At 33.9% G+C, this 17,782-nt stretch carries 15 protein-coding genes and 6 pseudogenes; 14 read left to right on the top strand and 7 right to left on the bottom strand.

The window, feature by feature from the left end; all coding sequences use genetic code 11:
* The first annotated feature begins 48 nt into the window (after positions 1-48).
* Both AC0NJG_RS12395 and AC0NJG_RS12400 read left to right on the top strand, forming a co-directional pair.
* Positions 49-1,428 (top strand): aldehyde dehydrogenase, encoded by a 1,380-nt coding sequence (locus AC0NJG_RS12395; RefSeq protein ID WP_173602126.1) that lies wholly within the window; start codon positions 49-51, stop codon positions 1,426-1,428.
* Positions 1,424-1,872 (top strand): annotated as a pseudogene (locus AC0NJG_RS12400) (Tn3 family transposase); the annotation flags it as partial. The gene AC0NJG_RS12395 and the pseudogene AC0NJG_RS12400, both read left to right, overlap by 5 nt.
* A gap of 298 nt (positions 1,873-2,170) precedes the next feature.
* Here AC0NJG_RS12400 and AC0NJG_RS12405 read toward each other — a convergent pair.
* Both AC0NJG_RS12405 and AC0NJG_RS12410 read right to left on the bottom strand, forming a co-directional pair.
* Positions 2,171-3,046, bottom strand: a pseudogene (locus AC0NJG_RS12405) (IS4 family transposase); the annotation flags it as partial.
* 192 nt (positions 3,047-3,238) lie between these two features.
* Positions 3,239-3,676 (bottom strand): hypothetical protein, encoded by a 438-nt coding sequence (locus AC0NJG_RS12410; protein ID WP_087954701.1) that lies wholly within the window; start codon positions 3,674-3,676, stop codon positions 3,239-3,241.
* Between the two features lie 119 nt (positions 3,677-3,795).
* Between AC0NJG_RS12410 and AC0NJG_RS12415 the strand changes: the two genes are divergently transcribed.
* A complete protein-coding gene (locus AC0NJG_RS12415; protein WP_474063109.1) occupies positions 3,796-4,710 on the top strand; it encodes a helix-turn-helix transcriptional regulator in 915 nt (304 codons plus the stop codon).
* A gap of 378 nt (positions 4,711-5,088) precedes the next feature.
* Here the strand turns inward: AC0NJG_RS12415 and AC0NJG_RS12420 are convergent, their stop codons facing one another.
* From AC0NJG_RS12420 to AC0NJG_RS12435, 4 genes and pseudogenes are all read right to left on the bottom strand, one after another.
* Complete coding sequence (locus tag AC0NJG_RS12420; protein ID WP_474063110.1) at positions 5,089-6,198, bottom strand: Ger(x)C family spore germination protein; 1,110 nt, start codon at positions 6,196-6,198, stop codon at positions 5,089-5,091.
* Entirely contained in the window at positions 6,195-7,295 is a 1,101-nt protein-coding gene (locus tag AC0NJG_RS12425; protein ID WP_087954704.1) for a GerAB/ArcD/ProY family transporter, read from the bottom strand. Before AC0NJG_RS12425 ends, AC0NJG_RS12420 begins: the two co-directional genes overlap by 4 nt.
* Positions 7,296-7,299: 4 nt before the next feature.
* The gene (locus AC0NJG_RS12430; RefSeq protein WP_087954705.1) at positions 7,300-8,835 is read right to left on the bottom strand and encodes a spore germination protein; all 1,536 of its coding nucleotides are present in this window, start codon (positions 8,833-8,835) and stop codon (positions 7,300-7,302) included.
* 134 nt (positions 8,836-8,969) lie between these two features.
* Positions 8,970-9,116: pseudogene (locus AC0NJG_RS12435) on the bottom strand (IS4 family transposase); the annotation flags it as partial.
* A gap of 11 nt (positions 9,117-9,127) precedes the next feature.
* Between AC0NJG_RS12435 and AC0NJG_RS12440 the strand changes: the two are divergent.
* The 5 genes and pseudogenes from AC0NJG_RS12440 to AC0NJG_RS12460 all read left to right on the top strand — a co-directional run.
* Positions 9,128-9,436, top strand: a pseudogene (locus AC0NJG_RS12440) (histidine phosphatase family protein); the annotation flags it as partial.
* A pseudogene (locus tag AC0NJG_RS12445) lies at positions 9,405-9,602 on the top strand (IS4 family transposase); the annotation flags it as partial. The pseudogenes AC0NJG_RS12440 and AC0NJG_RS12445, both read left to right, overlap by 32 nt.
* A 380-nt stretch (positions 9,603-9,982) precedes the next feature.
* Positions 9,983-10,435: a MarR family winged helix-turn-helix transcriptional regulator gene (locus tag AC0NJG_RS12450; protein WP_088327635.1), complete on the top strand. Its 453-nt coding sequence runs from the start codon at positions 9,983-9,985 to the stop codon at positions 10,433-10,435.
* Between the two features lie 22 nt (positions 10,436-10,457).
* On the top strand, positions 10,458-11,030 hold the full coding sequence (locus AC0NJG_RS12455; RefSeq protein WP_474063111.1) for an isochorismatase family protein: 573 nt from the start codon (positions 10,458-10,460) through the stop codon (positions 11,028-11,030).
* The gene (locus AC0NJG_RS12460; protein WP_429680817.1) at positions 11,027-12,391 is read left to right on the top strand and encodes an MFS transporter; all 1,365 of its coding nucleotides are present in this window, start codon (positions 11,027-11,029) and stop codon (positions 12,389-12,391) included. The genes AC0NJG_RS12455 and AC0NJG_RS12460 overlap by 4 nt, the downstream gene beginning before the upstream one ends.
* 162 nt (positions 12,392-12,553) lie before the next feature.
* On the opposite strand, the pseudogene AC0NJG_RS12465 reads toward AC0NJG_RS12460, so the two are convergent.
* Positions 12,554-12,705 (bottom strand): annotated as a pseudogene (locus AC0NJG_RS12465) (transposase); the annotation flags it as partial.
* Positions 12,706-13,381: 676 nt separating this feature from the next.
* Here AC0NJG_RS12465 and AC0NJG_RS12470 point away from each other — a divergent pair.
* From AC0NJG_RS12470 to AC0NJG_RS12495, 6 genes are all read left to right on the top strand, one after another.
* The gene (locus AC0NJG_RS12470; RefSeq protein ID WP_474063112.1) at positions 13,382-13,747 is read left to right on the top strand and encodes a MerR family transcriptional regulator; all 366 of its coding nucleotides are present in this window, start codon (positions 13,382-13,384) and stop codon (positions 13,745-13,747) included.
* A 117-nt stretch (positions 13,748-13,864) separates the two neighbouring features.
* Positions 13,865-14,797, top strand: coding sequence for an NAD(P)-dependent oxidoreductase (locus AC0NJG_RS12475; protein WP_143881388.1), 933 nt, complete (start codon positions 13,865-13,867; stop codon positions 14,795-14,797).
* Between the two features lie 658 nt (positions 14,798-15,455).
* A complete protein-coding gene (locus AC0NJG_RS12480; protein ID WP_087954711.1) occupies positions 15,456-15,908 on the top strand; it encodes a helix-turn-helix transcriptional regulator in 453 nt (150 codons plus the stop codon).
* A 31-nt stretch (positions 15,909-15,939) separates the two neighbouring features.
* On the top strand, positions 15,940-16,296 hold the full coding sequence (locus tag AC0NJG_RS12485; RefSeq protein WP_087954712.1) for a hypothetical protein: 357 nt from the start codon (positions 15,940-15,942) through the stop codon (positions 16,294-16,296).
* Between the two features lie 383 nt (positions 16,297-16,679).
* Positions 16,680-17,162 (top strand): tungsten formylmethanofuran dehydrogenase, encoded by a 483-nt coding sequence (locus AC0NJG_RS12490; protein ID WP_143881387.1) that lies wholly within the window; start codon positions 16,680-16,682, stop codon positions 17,160-17,162.
* A 58-nt stretch (positions 17,163-17,220) separates the two neighbouring features.
* The gene (locus AC0NJG_RS12495) at positions 17,221-17,706 is read left to right on the top strand and encodes a hypothetical protein (RefSeq protein ID WP_143881386.1); all 486 of its coding nucleotides are present in this window, start codon (positions 17,221-17,223) and stop codon (positions 17,704-17,706) included.
* Positions 17,707-17,782 lie beyond the last annotated feature (76 nt).

Below are 17,782 nucleotides of genomic sequence, written 5' to 3' on the forward strand. Positions count from 1 at the left end.
GATGTACATAGTATGTAAATATTTTATTGTTATTGGAGGGGTTCCGTATTGGTTGATAATATTCAACAACTTATTCAAGAACATAAACAATTTTTCCATCATGATTATACAAGAAGTCTTCAATTCCGGCTTGAACAGTTAAAACAGCTAAAAAATTCTATTCAAAAATATGAAAATCAAGTGCTGAATGCATTATATCAAGATTTACACAAAAGCGAGTTTGAAGCATATGCTGCAGAAATTGGTTTCGCCTATAACAGTATCAATTTTATAATGAAATACTTAAAACAGTGGATGAAACCTCAAAAAGTAAAAACACCTATTCATTCTTTGCCTTCCAAAAGCTACATAATAAAAGAGCCTTATGGTACAGTGCTAATTATTGGACCTTTTAATTATCCATTCCAATCATTAATGGAACCTCTTATCGGTGCAATAGCGGCAGGAAATTGTGTAGTTCTCAAGCCTTCAGAAAATGCACCCAATGTTTCAGCGGTAATTAACAAAATGATAAGTGAAACATTTGATAAGCAATATATTCGTGTAATTGAAGGAGACAGAGAAATAACTTCTTTATTAATTCATGCACCATTTGACCATATCTTTTTTACAGGTAGCATTCAAGTTGGAAAAATTGTTATGGAAGCTGCAGCGAAAAATCTTATACCAATAACATTAGAGCTTGGTGGCAAAGGACCAGCTATTGTCGATGAAACAGCTAACCTCAATATAGCTGCCAAACGGATTATCTGGGGAAAGTTCATAAATGCTGGGCAATCCTGTATTGCACCTGATTATGTTATTGTACACGAATCTGTTAGGGTAAAACTGATTTCGAAAATGAAAGAAATCATCACAAGCTTTTATGGATCAGATGTATTAAAAAGCAATGATTATGGTCGAATTGTCAATGAGAGACAATTCGATAGACTTATTTCTATATTAGAACAAGACCAAAGTCATATAATATTTGGTGGTAAATCATCTAGAAGTCATTTATATATTGAACCAACACTTCTTGAAGTAAAATCATGGGATGTTGCAGCTATGAAAGAAGAAATTTTCGGGCCGATTTTACCAATAATGGAGTACATCGATTTAGATAAGGTTATCCATATGGTTAACAACCATCCTAAACCGCTAGCTTTATATGTGTTTACTGAAAATAAAAGCGTTGAAAAACAAGTATTAAGCCAGATTTCTTTTGGAGGAGGATGCGTCAATGATACAATGTCACATATGGCTAATCTCCACTTGCCTTTTGGTGGAGTAGGAAGTGCGGGGTTTGGTGCCTATCATGGGAAACATAGCTTTGATGCTTTTACACATCGTAAAAGCATTTTAAAGAAAAGCTCAAGGATAGACTTAGGGATTGTATTTCCGCCATATAGGGACAAAATTAAAATTTTGCGAAAGATTTTTAAGTAATCAAAACAAATTAGTAACCGCCCTTGGTGAAATGGGACGAATAGAAAAAACTATCTTTACCTTAGACTATATCTCAAGTAAATCGATGAGAAGAAAAATACAAAAAGGCTTAAATAAGGGTGAAGCCACAAATGCCCTAGCCAGAGCCATATTTTTCGGAAAGAGGGGAGAGTTTAGAGAGCGAGCCCTTCAAGATCAATTACAACGGGCTAGTGCACTTAACATTATTATTAATGCGATAAGTGTATGGAATACGGTCTATATGGAAAAGCCGTAGAAGAATTAAAATGTACAGGGGAATTTCGAGAAGATTTAATGCCGTTTATATGACCTTTAGGTTGGGAACACATCAATTTCTTAGGAGAATATAAGTTTGAGGGATTGCATTCAACAAGTTTACAATCCTTACGCCCTTTAAATATGAAAGAGCCGATTTACTCTTAACGGGGTAAAATTCGGCTCTTTTTTCAGATTTATTCTCTTAGCGTGGTTTTTTTCTGAAATGCTGGCGGTACCCATGCCCATCAACTTAAGAACGGAAGCAAAATGAACTTTTGTTCAAATAAACTAAAAAACTCTTAAAACACTTTTTCTCCTTAAAAATGAGCATGCTAAATAAACCTAGGTAGTTATTATTTTTAAAGGTTATGCAGCTTTCTTTTGTTTTTTCAATCCACTATACTCATAGATAACACCCATAATATCAAAGACTGTTTTTTTCTCATATCGATGAGATTTCCGCCCGTTTTTCTGTTAATCGATAGATAACCACTCTTGTAACTAGTTTTTGTTCCTTTCCAATATACGCTTCTTTTATTTCATACGTTTGTCCTGGTTTTAACGTGTTCATCAGGTGCTCTAAATCAACTTGAATATACTGTGATTGTTTTTTTACTGTCCCATTTCGAAAGTATTCGGGGGACGGATTTTTCATATACACCGTATGGTTTAATTTCAGCCTTGATATATAGTACACACCACGTTGATCTATTTGATCTAAGTCTTCCAGTGAAAAATAACCTAGATCACGAATACATAAATCTCCTGGTCGTAAGGTTGCTAAACACTCTGTTCCAAAGGTTTTATCATTATTTTTTCCTGGTTCCACTTGGAAATTTAAAAACTGGCCACTATGTAAATCATATTCTAACTGGATTTTTATACCCACTGTTTGAGCACAACCACCTGATCCAGGATACACGCTAGATAAATGCTTTGGCACTTGAAAAATCGTTGCATCTAAAATACGAATTCGTTGAAAATAAGCAATTGAAGAACTAGGAATAAATGATGTTTCACAAATTTTACTTTTTAATAACGAAGAGAAAATATGTTTTAAAAAGCAAACAGCTTTTTTATTGAAGCGCTTATTGAGTCCTTCTGGACTCATAATTGTTCCTGTAACAGCATGAAGTTGACTACACAGTCTCACTAAAGAATCACTCGCTACTCGTTGACTAATCCAAACACATATAGTAGCTAAATCATGCCCTGAAAATTTACGTTTCCGTTGTACAAAACCTAGTTCTCTAGCGAGATTTTCCAAAAATGAAGGAGTAAGATGTTCATATAATTCTTCAGCAAATAATTGTAGTTCATTCTGAATCGAAAGATTCATAAAAAACATCATCCTTTCTAAGGCTACTAATTTAAGTCTTTAATTTATAGCTGTAGAATAGATAATAATGAATAAAGAAAATAATCAATATATAATTTAAAGAGAACTAATGTACATTTATTTTTAAATGTGAGTTCTGAAAAATAAAAGCCTTTTCTCAATACCGAGAAATTAGGCTTTTTAGCATACGCTTCATTTTGCACATTCGCAATCATCTAAATAATATACAACAAATATTTCCCGATCTTCATCTATTTCTGATGCACATCTTTTTAATGGCTTCCCCTGTAGAGCAGGATTAAAAATTAAAAGATGAGGTAGTAAATCAGAAGTACTTTCTTTCTCAAGAACATGAAGCACCTCTCTTTGCGATGGATCATCTTCATATTTTCGGTATTCAACACATCTAAAGTTGTATTTCTTTGATTGATTTAGGTAAGTTGTTTCTTCCTCCAACTTTTTAAGTTTAATTCTCACTACATCATCAATCCAAGAGCCTATATTCTCGTAAACTACACCATTACTTACAATGTAATCGGTTATTAATCTCGCAGATAGCTCTTCATTTTTTAAGTTTTTACGTGAAAATAAAACTTCTTTCGCTTCAGTAATATATTCGATGGTATTCATTTTTGTATTAGCCTCCTTCACTAGGTTTAAAATTAGCTTATACTATAAATAAGACAGATTTTGTCATATTTTTTGAAAAAGGTGATTAAATGTCTAAGACTAAACGTATCATTAGAATAATGCTGGCATTAAACAATAATAATTCCATCACTGCAAAGGAACTTGCTAAATCCGAAGGAGTCTCAGAGAGAACAATCCTCCGAGATATACAGGAGCTAAGTGAAATTTACTTTCCAGTCTATTCAGAAAGAGGTAGAAATGGAGGATTTAGTACACTAAAAAATAAAATGATCCCTCCCATTTGGTTTAGTGAGGATGAAATAATAGCTTTATTTTTTGCAATAGATGCCATGCAATATGTTGGCTCCACTCCTTTTTCTTCTTCATATGAAGTAATTTTAAATAAACTATTCAATATGATTCCTCAAGAAACTTCCGATGCAATTGAGAATACTAGAGACAAAATCTTGATGTGGCAACCAAATATTAAAGTGGATAAAAAGACGCTAAGAAACCTTTATGATGCATCTATAGAAGAAAAAACTGTAAATATCTTATATGAAACAACAGAAGATGAACTCTATAGAGAGATAGAACCTATGGGCTTATATGTATATAACGGGCATTGGTATTGTCCTGCTTACTGTAGAATGAGAAGAGGCATAAGGCTTTTCAGAGTAGATCGAATAAAAAAAACAATTATTAATTCTGACTCTCATTCCACTAATATCCATTTTAATGTTAAAGAATGGTTATATTCTGAGTATGAATCTAATCCCATAAAGCTCGAAGTGAGTTTAAGCAAAGAGGGAAAAAGAAAAGCTGAGTGTATATCATGGTTAAGAGATAATATGGAATATAATTCAGATGGAACCGCGAAAGTAACAAAGAATATTAACCCTTCAGAAGAGTGGTTTTATGTTGAACTACTTTGGAATATTGGACCTGAAGCAGAAATAATAGAACCTGATTTCATAAAAAATAAGCTTATTGAAAGGGCTAAATCAGTGATAACAAAATATAATAACTTGTAGCTTAATTTGCATTTAATTTTATACTACTAGGATGGATCGCTTAGATAATTGTTCCTTTATTCAACTAAAGGGTGCAATTGTGGCATAAAATAGATAAAAAATAATCAAACTTATTTCAAACCCACAACGGATGATGTTCCTATTAGCAACGAATTGTATTTATCTTCCTAAGTCTATTAAAACGCCATAATCCCCTACTATTGGTTTAGAAAGTAGGGGGGTATTTTTTTTGTAAAAGATTTATCATTTTTTTCAAAGCACTACACTACATTTAGAAAGAATAACGTTTTTTTACACTTGGGGGTAGTCGGATTTCTTAAGTTGATGGGCATGGGTGCTACCCAAGAAGTGCTTAAAAATTATTATTTTGAGTTCATCTTACTTGATTGTACCCATTCCACCAATTTTAACATGTACATTAACTTTAACATCAGCCTTCGATAATGCTTTGCCCCATTGTTTTTGGACCCTTTTCCAATCCTTATATGTATACGCTCGTGCATACACTCCAAATCCTATAGGGTCAATTTCTGCTTTTTGTATTTTCTTCATGAAATGTTCTAAATCACTTTCCAACTCCTTTTCAATGCTTTTTTCTAATCTCTCCGCTTTATCCCTAACATTAAAAGGGAACAGTCGTTCTGAAATTAAAATTCTCGTATGTACATTTATATTAAACAAAAAATTTTTTTTGTATTGTACGCTTGTTTTTACTTTGGTACCTTGAGCATTAAAACTTAACCAATGTTTTTCTTTGCTTTCAGATTGTAGCGGTATAGCAATAGTAAATGGAAATTCTCCCTGTATCTTATTTTGTAAAATGCTTAATAATAAATTTTCTTTTGGTGTAATAGTTAGCTTATATCTATTCTGTTCATCAAGTAATGTAGAACCTGTCAACTTTAAATTATTATCCTTTTTAAGTACACTTATACTCGCTGTCATTCCTTTTTCTTTTGTTTGGTTATGAAAATCTTGAAGAGTCGTTTTTACAGTAATATTTCTTCTATGTCCAGTCTCAATTAGTTTTGTCAAAAATATAGGAAGACGAGGTTTATTTTTAGGAGCATAATAAATTATGTCTGAAACAGGTCCATCCACAGCAACAATTTTTGAAGTAACCGTGTTTTTGGGATCTCGATAAAAAGGATCTAAATAATCAGCCCACTTCTTTTGTTTTAAAAGTCGTTTACCAATCAAAATAAGTTGTGTCTTGCTCCCTGATGTCAAGGCCATAACCATGGTATCAAATTTTTCACGAGAGTTTCGCACAGTAACAGATTTTACACCATATTGTTCCTCTTTAATCTTAGCCTCTTTATTGAAAACAGGACTGGATAAGTATACTTTCAAATTATCATTTTCATCCAAATCTAAACCCAGTATAAGCGTGAGTGTAACATCTTCTACATTCATTTGGTCTAAATCTGAACACCCTGTGAGTAACAGTAGGTGAATTAAAACACAACATAATATTTTTTGCTTCAATTTGCTTCCCTCCGAAAGTATTTTTTGTAGATTAAGTTATATATCCATAAAAATACAGGGAATAAGAAAGCTAATACAAGTCCACCTTTCGATGTGAGATTTTGAAATAGTTCAGATTCATTCCATGAGGGATGAATCCAAAACGTTACTATAATTACTGCCAATAATAAAATAGATACTTGAAGAGTATGATCTTGTTTTCCAATTAGTCGACTAGAACAAAACGCAGCTCCGTATACACAAGGAATCCATGCAGTAGAGACGACAAGTAAGTAAATAGATAATAAAATCATGTCAAACCGTTCTAAAAAACGAAATTCAATAACTTTAAGTAAGTTTAGTACGGGTTGATTAAATTCTAAAATTGCATCTGGACTGAAGTATAAAAAGCAAATAACTATAGTAAATAGATAAAATACAAATGTTAAGGTATTTGCTATAATAATGCCTTGCGTTGCATATTGCTTTTTTTGTAAAAAAGGATACAGAAAAAATGCCATTTCAAATCCTATAAAGGAAAAGATAGTAGATGGAACAGCCGAAAATATAGGTTTCCAGCCCTCCTTTAATAATGGAAGAAAGTGTAACCAATTGCTATCTTTTAATGGTATGAAGAAAAAAAATGGAATCCACATTGTCATATAAAAACATAATTCACAGTATCGACCTATTATCCGAACACCATTGCGTGCAACCAGAAAGGTTGGAATAGAGAACAAAAACAAAATAATATAGTCGGCTGTTTTTGGAAGAAGCCATGCCTTAATATAAAGCATGCCATTAATTAGAACTGTCCATGCGTAAAAAGCAAAATATATCATATAAAGAATAATTACCATGCTACCAATGATTTTCCCAAAAAATCGAATAAGAATTTCATATAAGGTATCATTTGGATAGTGTTTCGCTGTTTGAATTAGTAAAATGCTGGAGGTCATAGCGCAAAACCATCCAATAAATAGTGCTATCCAGCTATCTGTGCCAGCTTTTTCTGCAAGTACCCTTGGAAGGGATAGGACTCCAGTTCCCACTTGTGAGGCATTAATAATAAAAATATATTGCATGACAGTGATGTCATTATGTGCATATTTTTTCATATTTTCACCCTTTATCAGGATTAGTTTCTTTGTGATTCTTTGTAATATTTTTGGATCTTCTCTTCATTGACCACAAAGGAAAGCGAACAAACGTGTCCTTCATACCTGAAATGTGAAAAGGGGACAAAGGACTACCATAAGGAGTACCTAAGGATTCTAAACTTACAAGATGTGCAATTATAGTCATCCACCCGATAATAATTCCTACCATTCCAAATAAAGAAGCTAATAACATCATAGGAAAACGTAATAATCTTATTGCCAAACCCATTTCATAATTAGGAACAATAGAAGAAGCTATAGTTGTAACAGCAACAATAATAATCATAATATTACTCACAATCCCTGCTTGAACAGCAGCTTGTCCAATCACAATACCTCCAACAATCCCTACGGTCTGACTAATGGGAGTGGGTAAACGAAGGGCAGCCTCTCTCATCATTTCTAAGGTAATCTCCATAAGTAAAGCTTCTATCACTGGAAGAAACGGAACACGTTCTCTTGATTCTGCAATTGATAAATAGAGCTGTACAGGGATAACTTCATAATTAAATGAAATAAACGCTACATATGTTGCAGGTAATAATAAAGCTATAAAAAAGCCTATAAAACGTAGTAATCTAACAGAGGAAGATACTAACCAACGTGTGTTGTAGTCATCTATCCCTTGAAAGAAAGAAATGAAATTTACGGGGGCAATCAATACATTTGGACTTCGGTCCACAACAATGACGTATCTCCCCTGAAGAATGTGAGATACAGTTGAATCAGGCCTTTCGGTCAAGATGAACTGTGGAAATGGTGAATAAGGGTTATCCTCAATAAACTCAATTATTTCACCAGTATTAATAATCGAGTCCACCTCAATATTTTGAATTCTAGTTTCCAATTCCTTAAGTACATCTTCAGAAGCTACATCTCTTAAATATAAAATAGATACTTTGGTCTTTCCTCTACTACCAATAAAAACCTCTTTTAATACTAATTCTCTGTTAGGAATATACCTTCGTATTAAAGCTATATTTTGACTAGACGTTTCTACAAATCCTTGATGAGTCCCTTTTAGAGAGATTTCATTTTTAGGTTCTGTTATATCTCTTTGTGGCCACCCTTTTGTATTTAGTTGATATCCTACGTCTAGACCGTGAACTAATAATATGCTGTCCCCTTGAAAAATAGCATTTTCGAATTGATTCCAAGTATTAATTATTTGAACTTCTCCTATTGTGACAGGGAGACCATTACTAATTTCAAACGTTGTATGCATCAAAGGGGACAGTATATTATTATGAATAGATTGTGTATCTGTTAATCCTGATAAATATATTAGAGCAGCTTCTGATTTATTTACTAGTTGAAATTGACGAATTATCAGATCTGGAGCTTGTTGAAAATTTTTTTGAAGATTATTTATGTTTTGGAATAAGTCACAGTTGATGTTATGATTCTCTACATTTTCTTTCTGTATATTTGAAGTTCTATTGTCTTGATTATCTATAGAATAACGTCCTTGTTTCAAAAATTTAAAAATAGGAAACACAACATAGACTCCCCTCGAAAAAACTTTTCAATATGTTTATTGTGTATATTTTATTGAGATTTATTCCACTATTTACTGATTTGGAAATTTCCCCTAACGTAGTAAGCCAAATCTAATCCCAACTACTGACTGGGATATCCAGGTTTAGATTTTTTCACATATACATTCGTGTTTAATTTCAAACGAGAAAAATAGTATGTACCTCGTTAATCCATTTGATCTAAGTCTACCAATGAAAAATAACCCAAATCATGAATACATAAATCTCCTAATCGTAAAGAAATTTTAAAAAATGGAGGGAATTACGAAAACCCCCATATATATGGTGATATATGGGGGTTTAACAAAAATCTGGAAAATAAAAAAACAAGAGGATTAACTGAAAAAGGAAAATTAGATGTTCAACGAATAACAGATGCATTACAAGGTAATCGACGTTGTTACCTCAAGTCCATACAATCGTTCAATTCTAACTGTTCAGCAGTTAGCGAAGCAAATAGGACAAGAAGTTTTAGTATTTGAGGACTTGAAAGAGAGAATTTTTATTGCTGAAGAGGAACGAATGTCGGATAAAGAATTATTATCTATTGTTTTATCAAGTATTACAAAAGGGGCCCCAAGAATTATCGAAGATTTTCCTACGTCTGTTCAACCTTTTAGAGAAAAACGGACGGAAATCTCATAGATATGAGAAAAAGACAGTCCTTGATATTATGGGTGTTGTCTATGAGTATAGTGGACTTGGAAAACAAAAGAAAGTAGCATAAGTTTTAAAAATGATACCTATCTAGGTTTATTTGGTATGTTCATTTTTAAGGATACAAAATATTTGAATTTTTTTTCGTTCATTTTATTTTCCTTCTTAAGTTGATGGGGATAGGGTAGGAGCACATATCCATCAACTTAAGGAAAGAAAACATCCCGAAAATGAAAAGGTGCGCTGACTTCTCAAAGTAATTAACTATAGAAAAAGAAAATTTTCATTTAGGGGGTACATAAAAACTTTAGCTTGATGGGTGATGTGGTGCTATCCAATTATGAATAATCGGTGGATATTACTTGCATCATGCAAGTAATTTGAAATATAATACGTATTGTACAAAATTCAAATTGTTTACTTGTTAATTTGTAAGAAGGGAAGGATGAAATGGGCAAAAAAGAGAAAGATAGCATTGAGATTATTGAGCATGAAATCGTCACGCTTATGCGTAGAGCTGATTTTAAGCGAACTTTGGATGGACATAAAGACAGCTTGGATCGTTCTGGTTATTTAATATTAAAGCTTTTGGCTGCTGAGGGTCCGCTTTCAATAAGAGTGATCGCGGAGATTTTCCATTTAAATATGTCTACTGTAAGTCGACAGGTACGAACACTGGAATCAGGCGGACTAGTAAATCGAAAGCCGGAGGAATTTGATGCAAGAGTTAGTATCATCAGTATGACTGATGATGGAAAAAATAAATTAGAATCATCGAGTAAGTACAGATGGGAAAGTTATATGGAAGTATTGGCAGATTGGTCGGAGGATGAAAAAAATATTTTCGCAAGTTTATTAACTCGTTTAAATCGAGCAATTGAAAAAAGAAGAAAATTACAATAGTGATTAAACAGGAGGGCTAAATATGAAATCATCATTAAATATTAACTTCGATAAAACAGCTCTAGTATTAATTGATTTACAAAAAGGAATTGTAGCTATGCCTGGAGGAGATGAAGTAGTAGAAAAATCGGTAAAGCTTGTTGAACGTTTTCGCAAAAAAGGTGGATTTATAGCTTTTGTTAAGGTTGATTTTCAAGATGGAAAAGATTCACTAAAACCTGTAATAGATAACCAAACAAGTGGTAGTATGATGGAAAGGCTTAAAGACTGGGCAGTGTTGGATCAAAGATTAAATGTCATGGACAATGATTATGTGGTGACGAAGCGTCAGTGGGGAGCATTTTTTGGAACAGATTTAGATATTCAGCTTAGACGACGTGAGATAGATACCATTGTACTTTGTGGTATCGCAACAAATATTGGTGTGGAAAGTACGGCACGTGAGGCCTTTCAACATGGATACAATCAAATCTTTATTACAGATGCAATGACAACCTTTAGTCCGGAAGAGCATGATATGTCGGTGCGCTATATTTTTCCTAGGATAGGTCAACTTCGTACAACAGAGCAATTTTTAGATCAGGTGAATGAATGAAAAATTGGCAAAAAAAGCGGGGCCTATTTCTAACTGCTATAGCAACTGGCACGATGCTAAATCCGCTGAATTCTTCTATGATATCACTTGCTCTCCATAGTATACAAAAGGATTTTCAGCTTTCTTTTACGACTGTTTCATGGCTTATTTCTTCCTTTTACTTAGCTAGTGCAATCGGGCAGCCAGTTACGGGAAAGCTAGGAGACCTTATCGGAAGAAAACGAATGTTTCTAATTGGTTTGGTCTTAGTAGCTGTGTCAGCATTTGGTGCACCACTAGCTCCTACTTTTTCAATATTATTGATTATGCGACTAATTCAATCAGTTGGAAGTAGTGCAGTTTATCCATCAGGTATTGGTCTAGTTCGAACGCATATTCAAGAAAAACAAGCATCTGCTTTGGCTGTTCTTTCAATCTTTTCATCTGCAATGGCTGCACTTGGACCGACAGTCGGTGGTTTTCTAATCGTTTGGGGAGGCTGGCCATCCATCTTTTTAGTGAATTTTCCATTTATTTTCCTGAGCTTCGTACTTGGATGGTATGTCTTACCGAAGGATTCTAAAGAAAATAAAATGAATCTGAAAGCACTGATTAAACAAATGGATGTTATGGGAATCCTGCTGTTTGCTGTAGGAATGATATTATTGTTATGGTTTTTATTGTCTTTTAAAACCACCCCTCATTATGTATCAGGCATTTTTGGAGTGTTATTTCTCGGTGCTTTTGTATGGAGAGAACTAAAAGCAAGTACACCGTTTATTGATATACGACTTTTTAAATCACATCCTACTTTAACATGGGTGTATTTACAATTTATCCTGCTTAATTTATTTAATTATTGCTTGTTCTTTGGCTTGCCAACCTATTTTCAGGATGAAATGCACTTTAGTGTAAAAGAAAGCGGACTACTTATGCTATTTATGTCAGGTATCAGCATTGTTTTTTCTCCGATTTCAGCTAAATGGGTGGATAAATCTGGAACAAGACAGCCGATTGTATTTGGTTCCTTTCTTATGCTTATTGGAGCTGTTTTGTTAACGATTTTCTTTATTCACGTTCCGCTAATTATTATGTGCCTAATTCTTATGCTAATTGGTATTAGCTATGGAATTGGAAATGTCGCCTTACAGGTAGCCATGCTTGATGCATCTCCAGCTAATATAGTTGGAACGTCGTCCGGACTTTTTCAAACATGCCGTTACCTTGGCTCTATATTATCTTCTGTCGTCCTTGGATTAGTTTTTGGGGAAGAAATTACCCCAGGACATTTTGAAATCCTTGGTTCAGTCATGATTGCTGTAAGTATCATAAGTGTCCTCATGAATATGAAATTCTCAAAAGCAGCTTCACTTAAAGGGTAGACCTATAAAGGTCACTCAGCTTGTAGAGAAAGATACACTTTTTTCTTCACAAGCTTTTTTATTTAGTCTTATTTCTTTTTTTCACGATTAGAATTTCTTAATAAAAAATTGAATAAAACAGATCGCTTTCCCTTATCCTAGCCTCGTTAGGTGGGTTGCAATCTATTTCATATTTTGACACGCTGTAGTGAGTAGCACTTACTCACTCGCATGGTGTAATCCCCTTAATCTGTAATAGCGCGTAGCCCATGCAGTTCTTTTGAATCTGCGAAGCTTCGCTCGAATTTTTCTTTTCTAAATTTATAGAGCATTTTTTCCAGAAACGGATAGTCTGTTAATATGCACCTTAAATATGCAATACCCCTTCACTATCAAGCTAAAAAGAACAAGTTATACCAAAACAATAAATACTAGCAACCTGCACAAAATTTTCGTTCGGGGATAATTCTAAATTCTTAATTTGATAGGCATGGGGTCCTGCCACATACCCATCAACTTAAGAATTATATAACACTCTATGATGAAAATTTCATGTATTTTTGACAGAAAACGGCTTGTTTTTTTCGTTTTGGAGGTATTTGTATTTTTAGTTTGATGGCGATGTTTCTGTACCCCTAGATAGGTCTAAAAATCATACAGTTTTCTTTTATCCTCTTAATCCAGTATACTCGTAAAAACCCCCAAAAAATATTCTCATATGGGTGAAGTTTTCGTCCGTTTTAGCTAGAAATATGTTCATAAACTGTGTATATAAATCATGGAGGATAGTTTAAAATCTAGAACGGTGAATTGTATCACAAATAAGGGGGAGTTTTGGGAGGAAATTTGCAAACACCATTGTAAACTGCTTGTTATGCTAGAGTTGCTTTAAATTACTTTTTGGGAAAAACTTATTTTACAGATGCTTCAAGTTCATTCAGGCGAAATAATAATGGAAAACCAGCGTTGTATAATCAATTTATTATGAACATGCAAGGGGGCTTGTTAGGAGTGAAAATAAGCGAACTAGCAAGATTGACCAATGTCAGCATACGATCCATCCGGCATTATGAAAATAAAGGACTTCTAAACGCCAATAGGTTGGAGAACGATTACCGGGATTTCGACGAATCGGCCATAGAACGAGTCAAAGCAATTCAGTTATACTTGAAGCTTGGATTAACAGTAGATGAGATTAAAGTATTGTTCAAGAGCGAAGCGGCAAATCCTGACGAATATGAATATTGCGAAGAGATGCTGGAAACGTATGAAAAAAAGCTAAGTAATGTGAATTATCAAATCGAAGCACTTCATGGATTAAAGAGATTACTGGAGAGGCAAATCGCTTTAACGATTAGGAAAAAGAGAACTGTTTAATGTAGACATGGTCCTGAGCATGATGAATCGCTCCGGGGCCATTTTTGTTTGTGTTGACATTGACACTAGTGTAATCCTTTATGATTTACTTAATTTCATCTGAAAGGGGTTTTTTCATTGAAAAGTAATAGTCAAAATGAGAAAAATGGTTCTGAAACTACAAACACGGTTGGGAACCGAAAATCAGTAACAGTCATAGGATTAGGGCCGATGGGTCAGGCGATGGCAGGCGTTTTTCTGGAATACGGGTACTCGGTGACCGTGTGGAATCGGACTTCAAGTAAAGCAGACCAGCTTGTAGCAAAAGGAGCCATCAGGGTGTCCACAGTCAACGAGGCGTTAGCTGCTAACGAGCTGGTAATCCTTAGCCTTACAGATTACAATGTGATGTACTCTATTCTGGAACCAGCTTCTGAGAATTTATTTGGTAAGGTGCTCGTTAACTTGAGTTCGGATACCCCGAAAAAAGTTCGTGAGGCGGCTAAATGGTTGGAAGACCGTGGAGCACGGCATATTACTGGAGGGGTGCAAGTTCCACCGTCAGGCATAGGTAAATCGGAATCTTACACATATTATAGTGGTGAGCGAGTGGTCTTTGAGGCTCACAGGGAGACCTTGGAAGTGTTAACAAGTACCGATTACCGGGGCGAGGACCCCGGATTAGCCATGCTATACTATCAGATACAGATGGATATATTCTGGACGGCAATGCTGAGTTACCTACATGCTCTTGCAATCGCTAACGCAAACGGCATTACGGCGGAGCAATTCCTACCATACGCTTCGGCGATGATGTCGTCATTGCCGAAATTCGTAGAGTTCTATACCCCGCGTCTCGACGAGGGTGAGCACCCTGGTGACGTGGACAGACTAGCAATGGGCTTGGCGAGCGTTGAGCATGTTGTTCATACTACCCAAGAATCTGGCATCGACATCGCTTTGCCAGCAACTGTTTTGGAAGTCTTCAGAAGCGGCATGAAGACTGGCCATGCCAGTGATAGCTTCACCAGCCTCATTGAAATCTTCAAAAAGCCCGATATTCGTTCATAAAAAATAGGCCATTCCTTTCGGGATGGCCTATAATAGGGCACGGAAACATTGCCATTAAGCTAAGGAAAAGAAGATACCCTCAAACCGAAAAAATGAGCTTTTTTATTACAAATTAGCACAAAATCTTGTTCTGGGGGTAGTTGTATTTTCTTAGCTTTATAGCGATGGGGTACCGCCAGCATTTTGGAAAATAGCCACGCTAAGAGTATTCAAGATTTTATACAGTTTTTCGGCCAATCCAGTAATAAACGAGAAACCCTAAACCACGCCATAATAGGAATGTATAAAAAGATGAATAGCTTTATAGAAAATAAAAAAGGGGATTTCTTCTGAGAGTAAGGATTCCCCTTTTTCATTGCTACCAATAATAGGACGTTATGTTAACAGGATATGAATAAGTATTCATATCCTGTTCCAGCGTTTAAAAGGACAACCTGTATTTATAAGTGGAGATAACAACAAAAAAATGATTTACTCTTGAAAGTTAATTTTCCATTAACTCAAATCGTTCCTGTAAATAAATGAGATATATTAATTAGATTTGTTAGCTTAATAACTATGTATAGTGACTCAATCCTTCCTATTTACAAAAGGTAACTAATAGTGTAAAATTACACTATTAGTAGAATTAAACACTCATTTATGAAGGTGATATTATTTGGATAAAGAAACTGTAATTAATTTGATTTCTAAAAATGTTCGACTAATTCGTCTTGAAAAAGGATATTCTCAAGAAGAAATGGCTACTGTTCTAGGGATTTCTAAAAAGACACTGGTTCAAGTTGAAAAAGAAAGAACATCAATTGGTTGGACAAATGCAGTTGTAGTTTGTGCCTTATTTAAAGATAGTCAAGTTCTAAAACACAGTTTAGGAGAAGAACCATTTGAAGTAATCGAAATCCTAGCTCACGATAATATGAATACTCCAAAAGTAAAAACATTAGGAGGCAAAATGTTTTGGAATGAGATTGCAAAAAAAGGTAAATTTCGAGTACAACAAAATGTGATTAGTCAACATTTTCGTATTTTAGATGATAATGATTATAGATGGTATAGCACGTTTGAAGAAGACGAAGTTATGAATCATTTTCATGAATTAGTTAATGAATAATTAAACTTCAAAGGAGAAAGGAACAATTACAATGGATAAAAAAAAGAGAGTCATTATATTAAATAGCATATTATTAGGAACTATCATACTAAACCTGTTTATTTTCACTTCACGCATGCGTTTTTTCCCTTGGTTTATTGAAGATGGAGTAGGATATTTAGGAGTATTCTTTACTGCACCAATTTTAGTGGGGATTTATCTCACACTAAGACATTTTCATAAGCAGCAACTAATCGCAAATACAAATAAATTAATTCCATTATTTGTATCAGTAACATCATTGATTATTGTGCTTTTGCCAACAATCGATTTTTTAAATATTGTTGCTCTTGTAATTAATGTAATTACAGCATTTCTAACAGCAAAATTCCTTTATAATCAAAAATAAAAAAAAGAGTCTGGATCCAGACTCTTTTTTTCTGTAAACAGGACAATTCCATACACCTTCCAATAACGATAATTATGTAAATAAGCTAGCCACATAGGCAGCTTATTTTATTTTTCCGCATAGCATAGGTTATTTTGCAAAATGCAGACAGTATTCCAGGAAGCATAAAAATAGCAACAAACACTAAACTTTAGAAGTTGAATAAAGGATTACTAAAAAAGTATATGGAACCAGATATTTTAAATTGGGATACATATTTTAAAGTTGTTAGAACGCTTAAAATTTATCGTAAGAATCGCTATTTTTTTATAGTCTATTTACGTAATTTATGTTATGTTTTCATATGTTAATTACTTACAATTTTTCAGAAGGGGTGTAGGGGTTTGAAGGTAAGGAATCTAATATTATTAGCATTTTCACTTATGTTTGTAGCAGGGGGAGCAGCAGGGTGTACTACAAAAGAAAAACAAGTAGACAGTAAAATTTCTATTGAGCAAAATAAGAAAGAGGACTATGAAGAAAACTTAGCCTATCTGATGAAAGATGTTTCTGAACAGTCCAAGGTCGTAAGTGACATATTAACAGGCCAAAAGTCAGTAGAAGAGAAGAAGAAAGAATTTGATTTAGCTTCTAAGGACTTACTTGAAACATCTGAAAAGGTTAAAAAGTTAAAGCATGACGAAAAGTATAAAGATGTGCAGTTTACAATGGATACTGCTATGGGGTTATTAGATATGTCAATTAAATCAATTGGAGATGGTCTAGAATTAAAAGATAGAAAATTAATAGAAATAGGTAATGATGCAGTAGTCAAAGCTTCTAAGAAGATAGATGAAGCCAACGAGTTGATGAAAGACATTAAATAGATGGAAATTAATAAATAAGTTGGAAGAATAGAAAAAGCATTCTAAAACAAAGGGGTATATGTCAATGAAACGTAAAATTTTATCTTTTGTAGTAGTTCCAATGTTAATGTTAACTGGGGTTGGATGTGAGACAAAGGTTAAGAAAGATGAAGCAATGGAAGCTTCTGTTAAACAGAATAAAAAAGAAGACTTCAGTAAAAACCTAGAATATTTAATGAAAGATTTCTCCGAACAATCTAAGGGAATAGACGGTATTGTAAAAAGTAGCAAGTCAATGAAGAAAAAGTCAGAAAAGTTAAAAGAAGTATCTAAACCATATTTAGAGTTAGTGGACAAAATAAGTAAGTTAGAGTATCAAGAAAAAGATCACCCTGTACAACATAATGTAGGTGTAGCGATGATTCATGTAAAAGATGGAGTGGCAATCATACAAGAAGGTTTAGATAAGGGTAAAGAAAATGAAGTTGATGCAGGGGTTGAAAGATTAGAGACTGCTTCTAAGTTAATTGATAAAGCAAACAAAGAATTAAAAAAATCTAAGTAACCTAACCATGAGAGATTCTCTTATATCTACAGGTTATCCGATAGTTATTGCAATAGAAATTTAAGTTAAAAAGGAA

It is taken from the genome of Bacillus sp. SSR7, assembly GCF_055902415.1.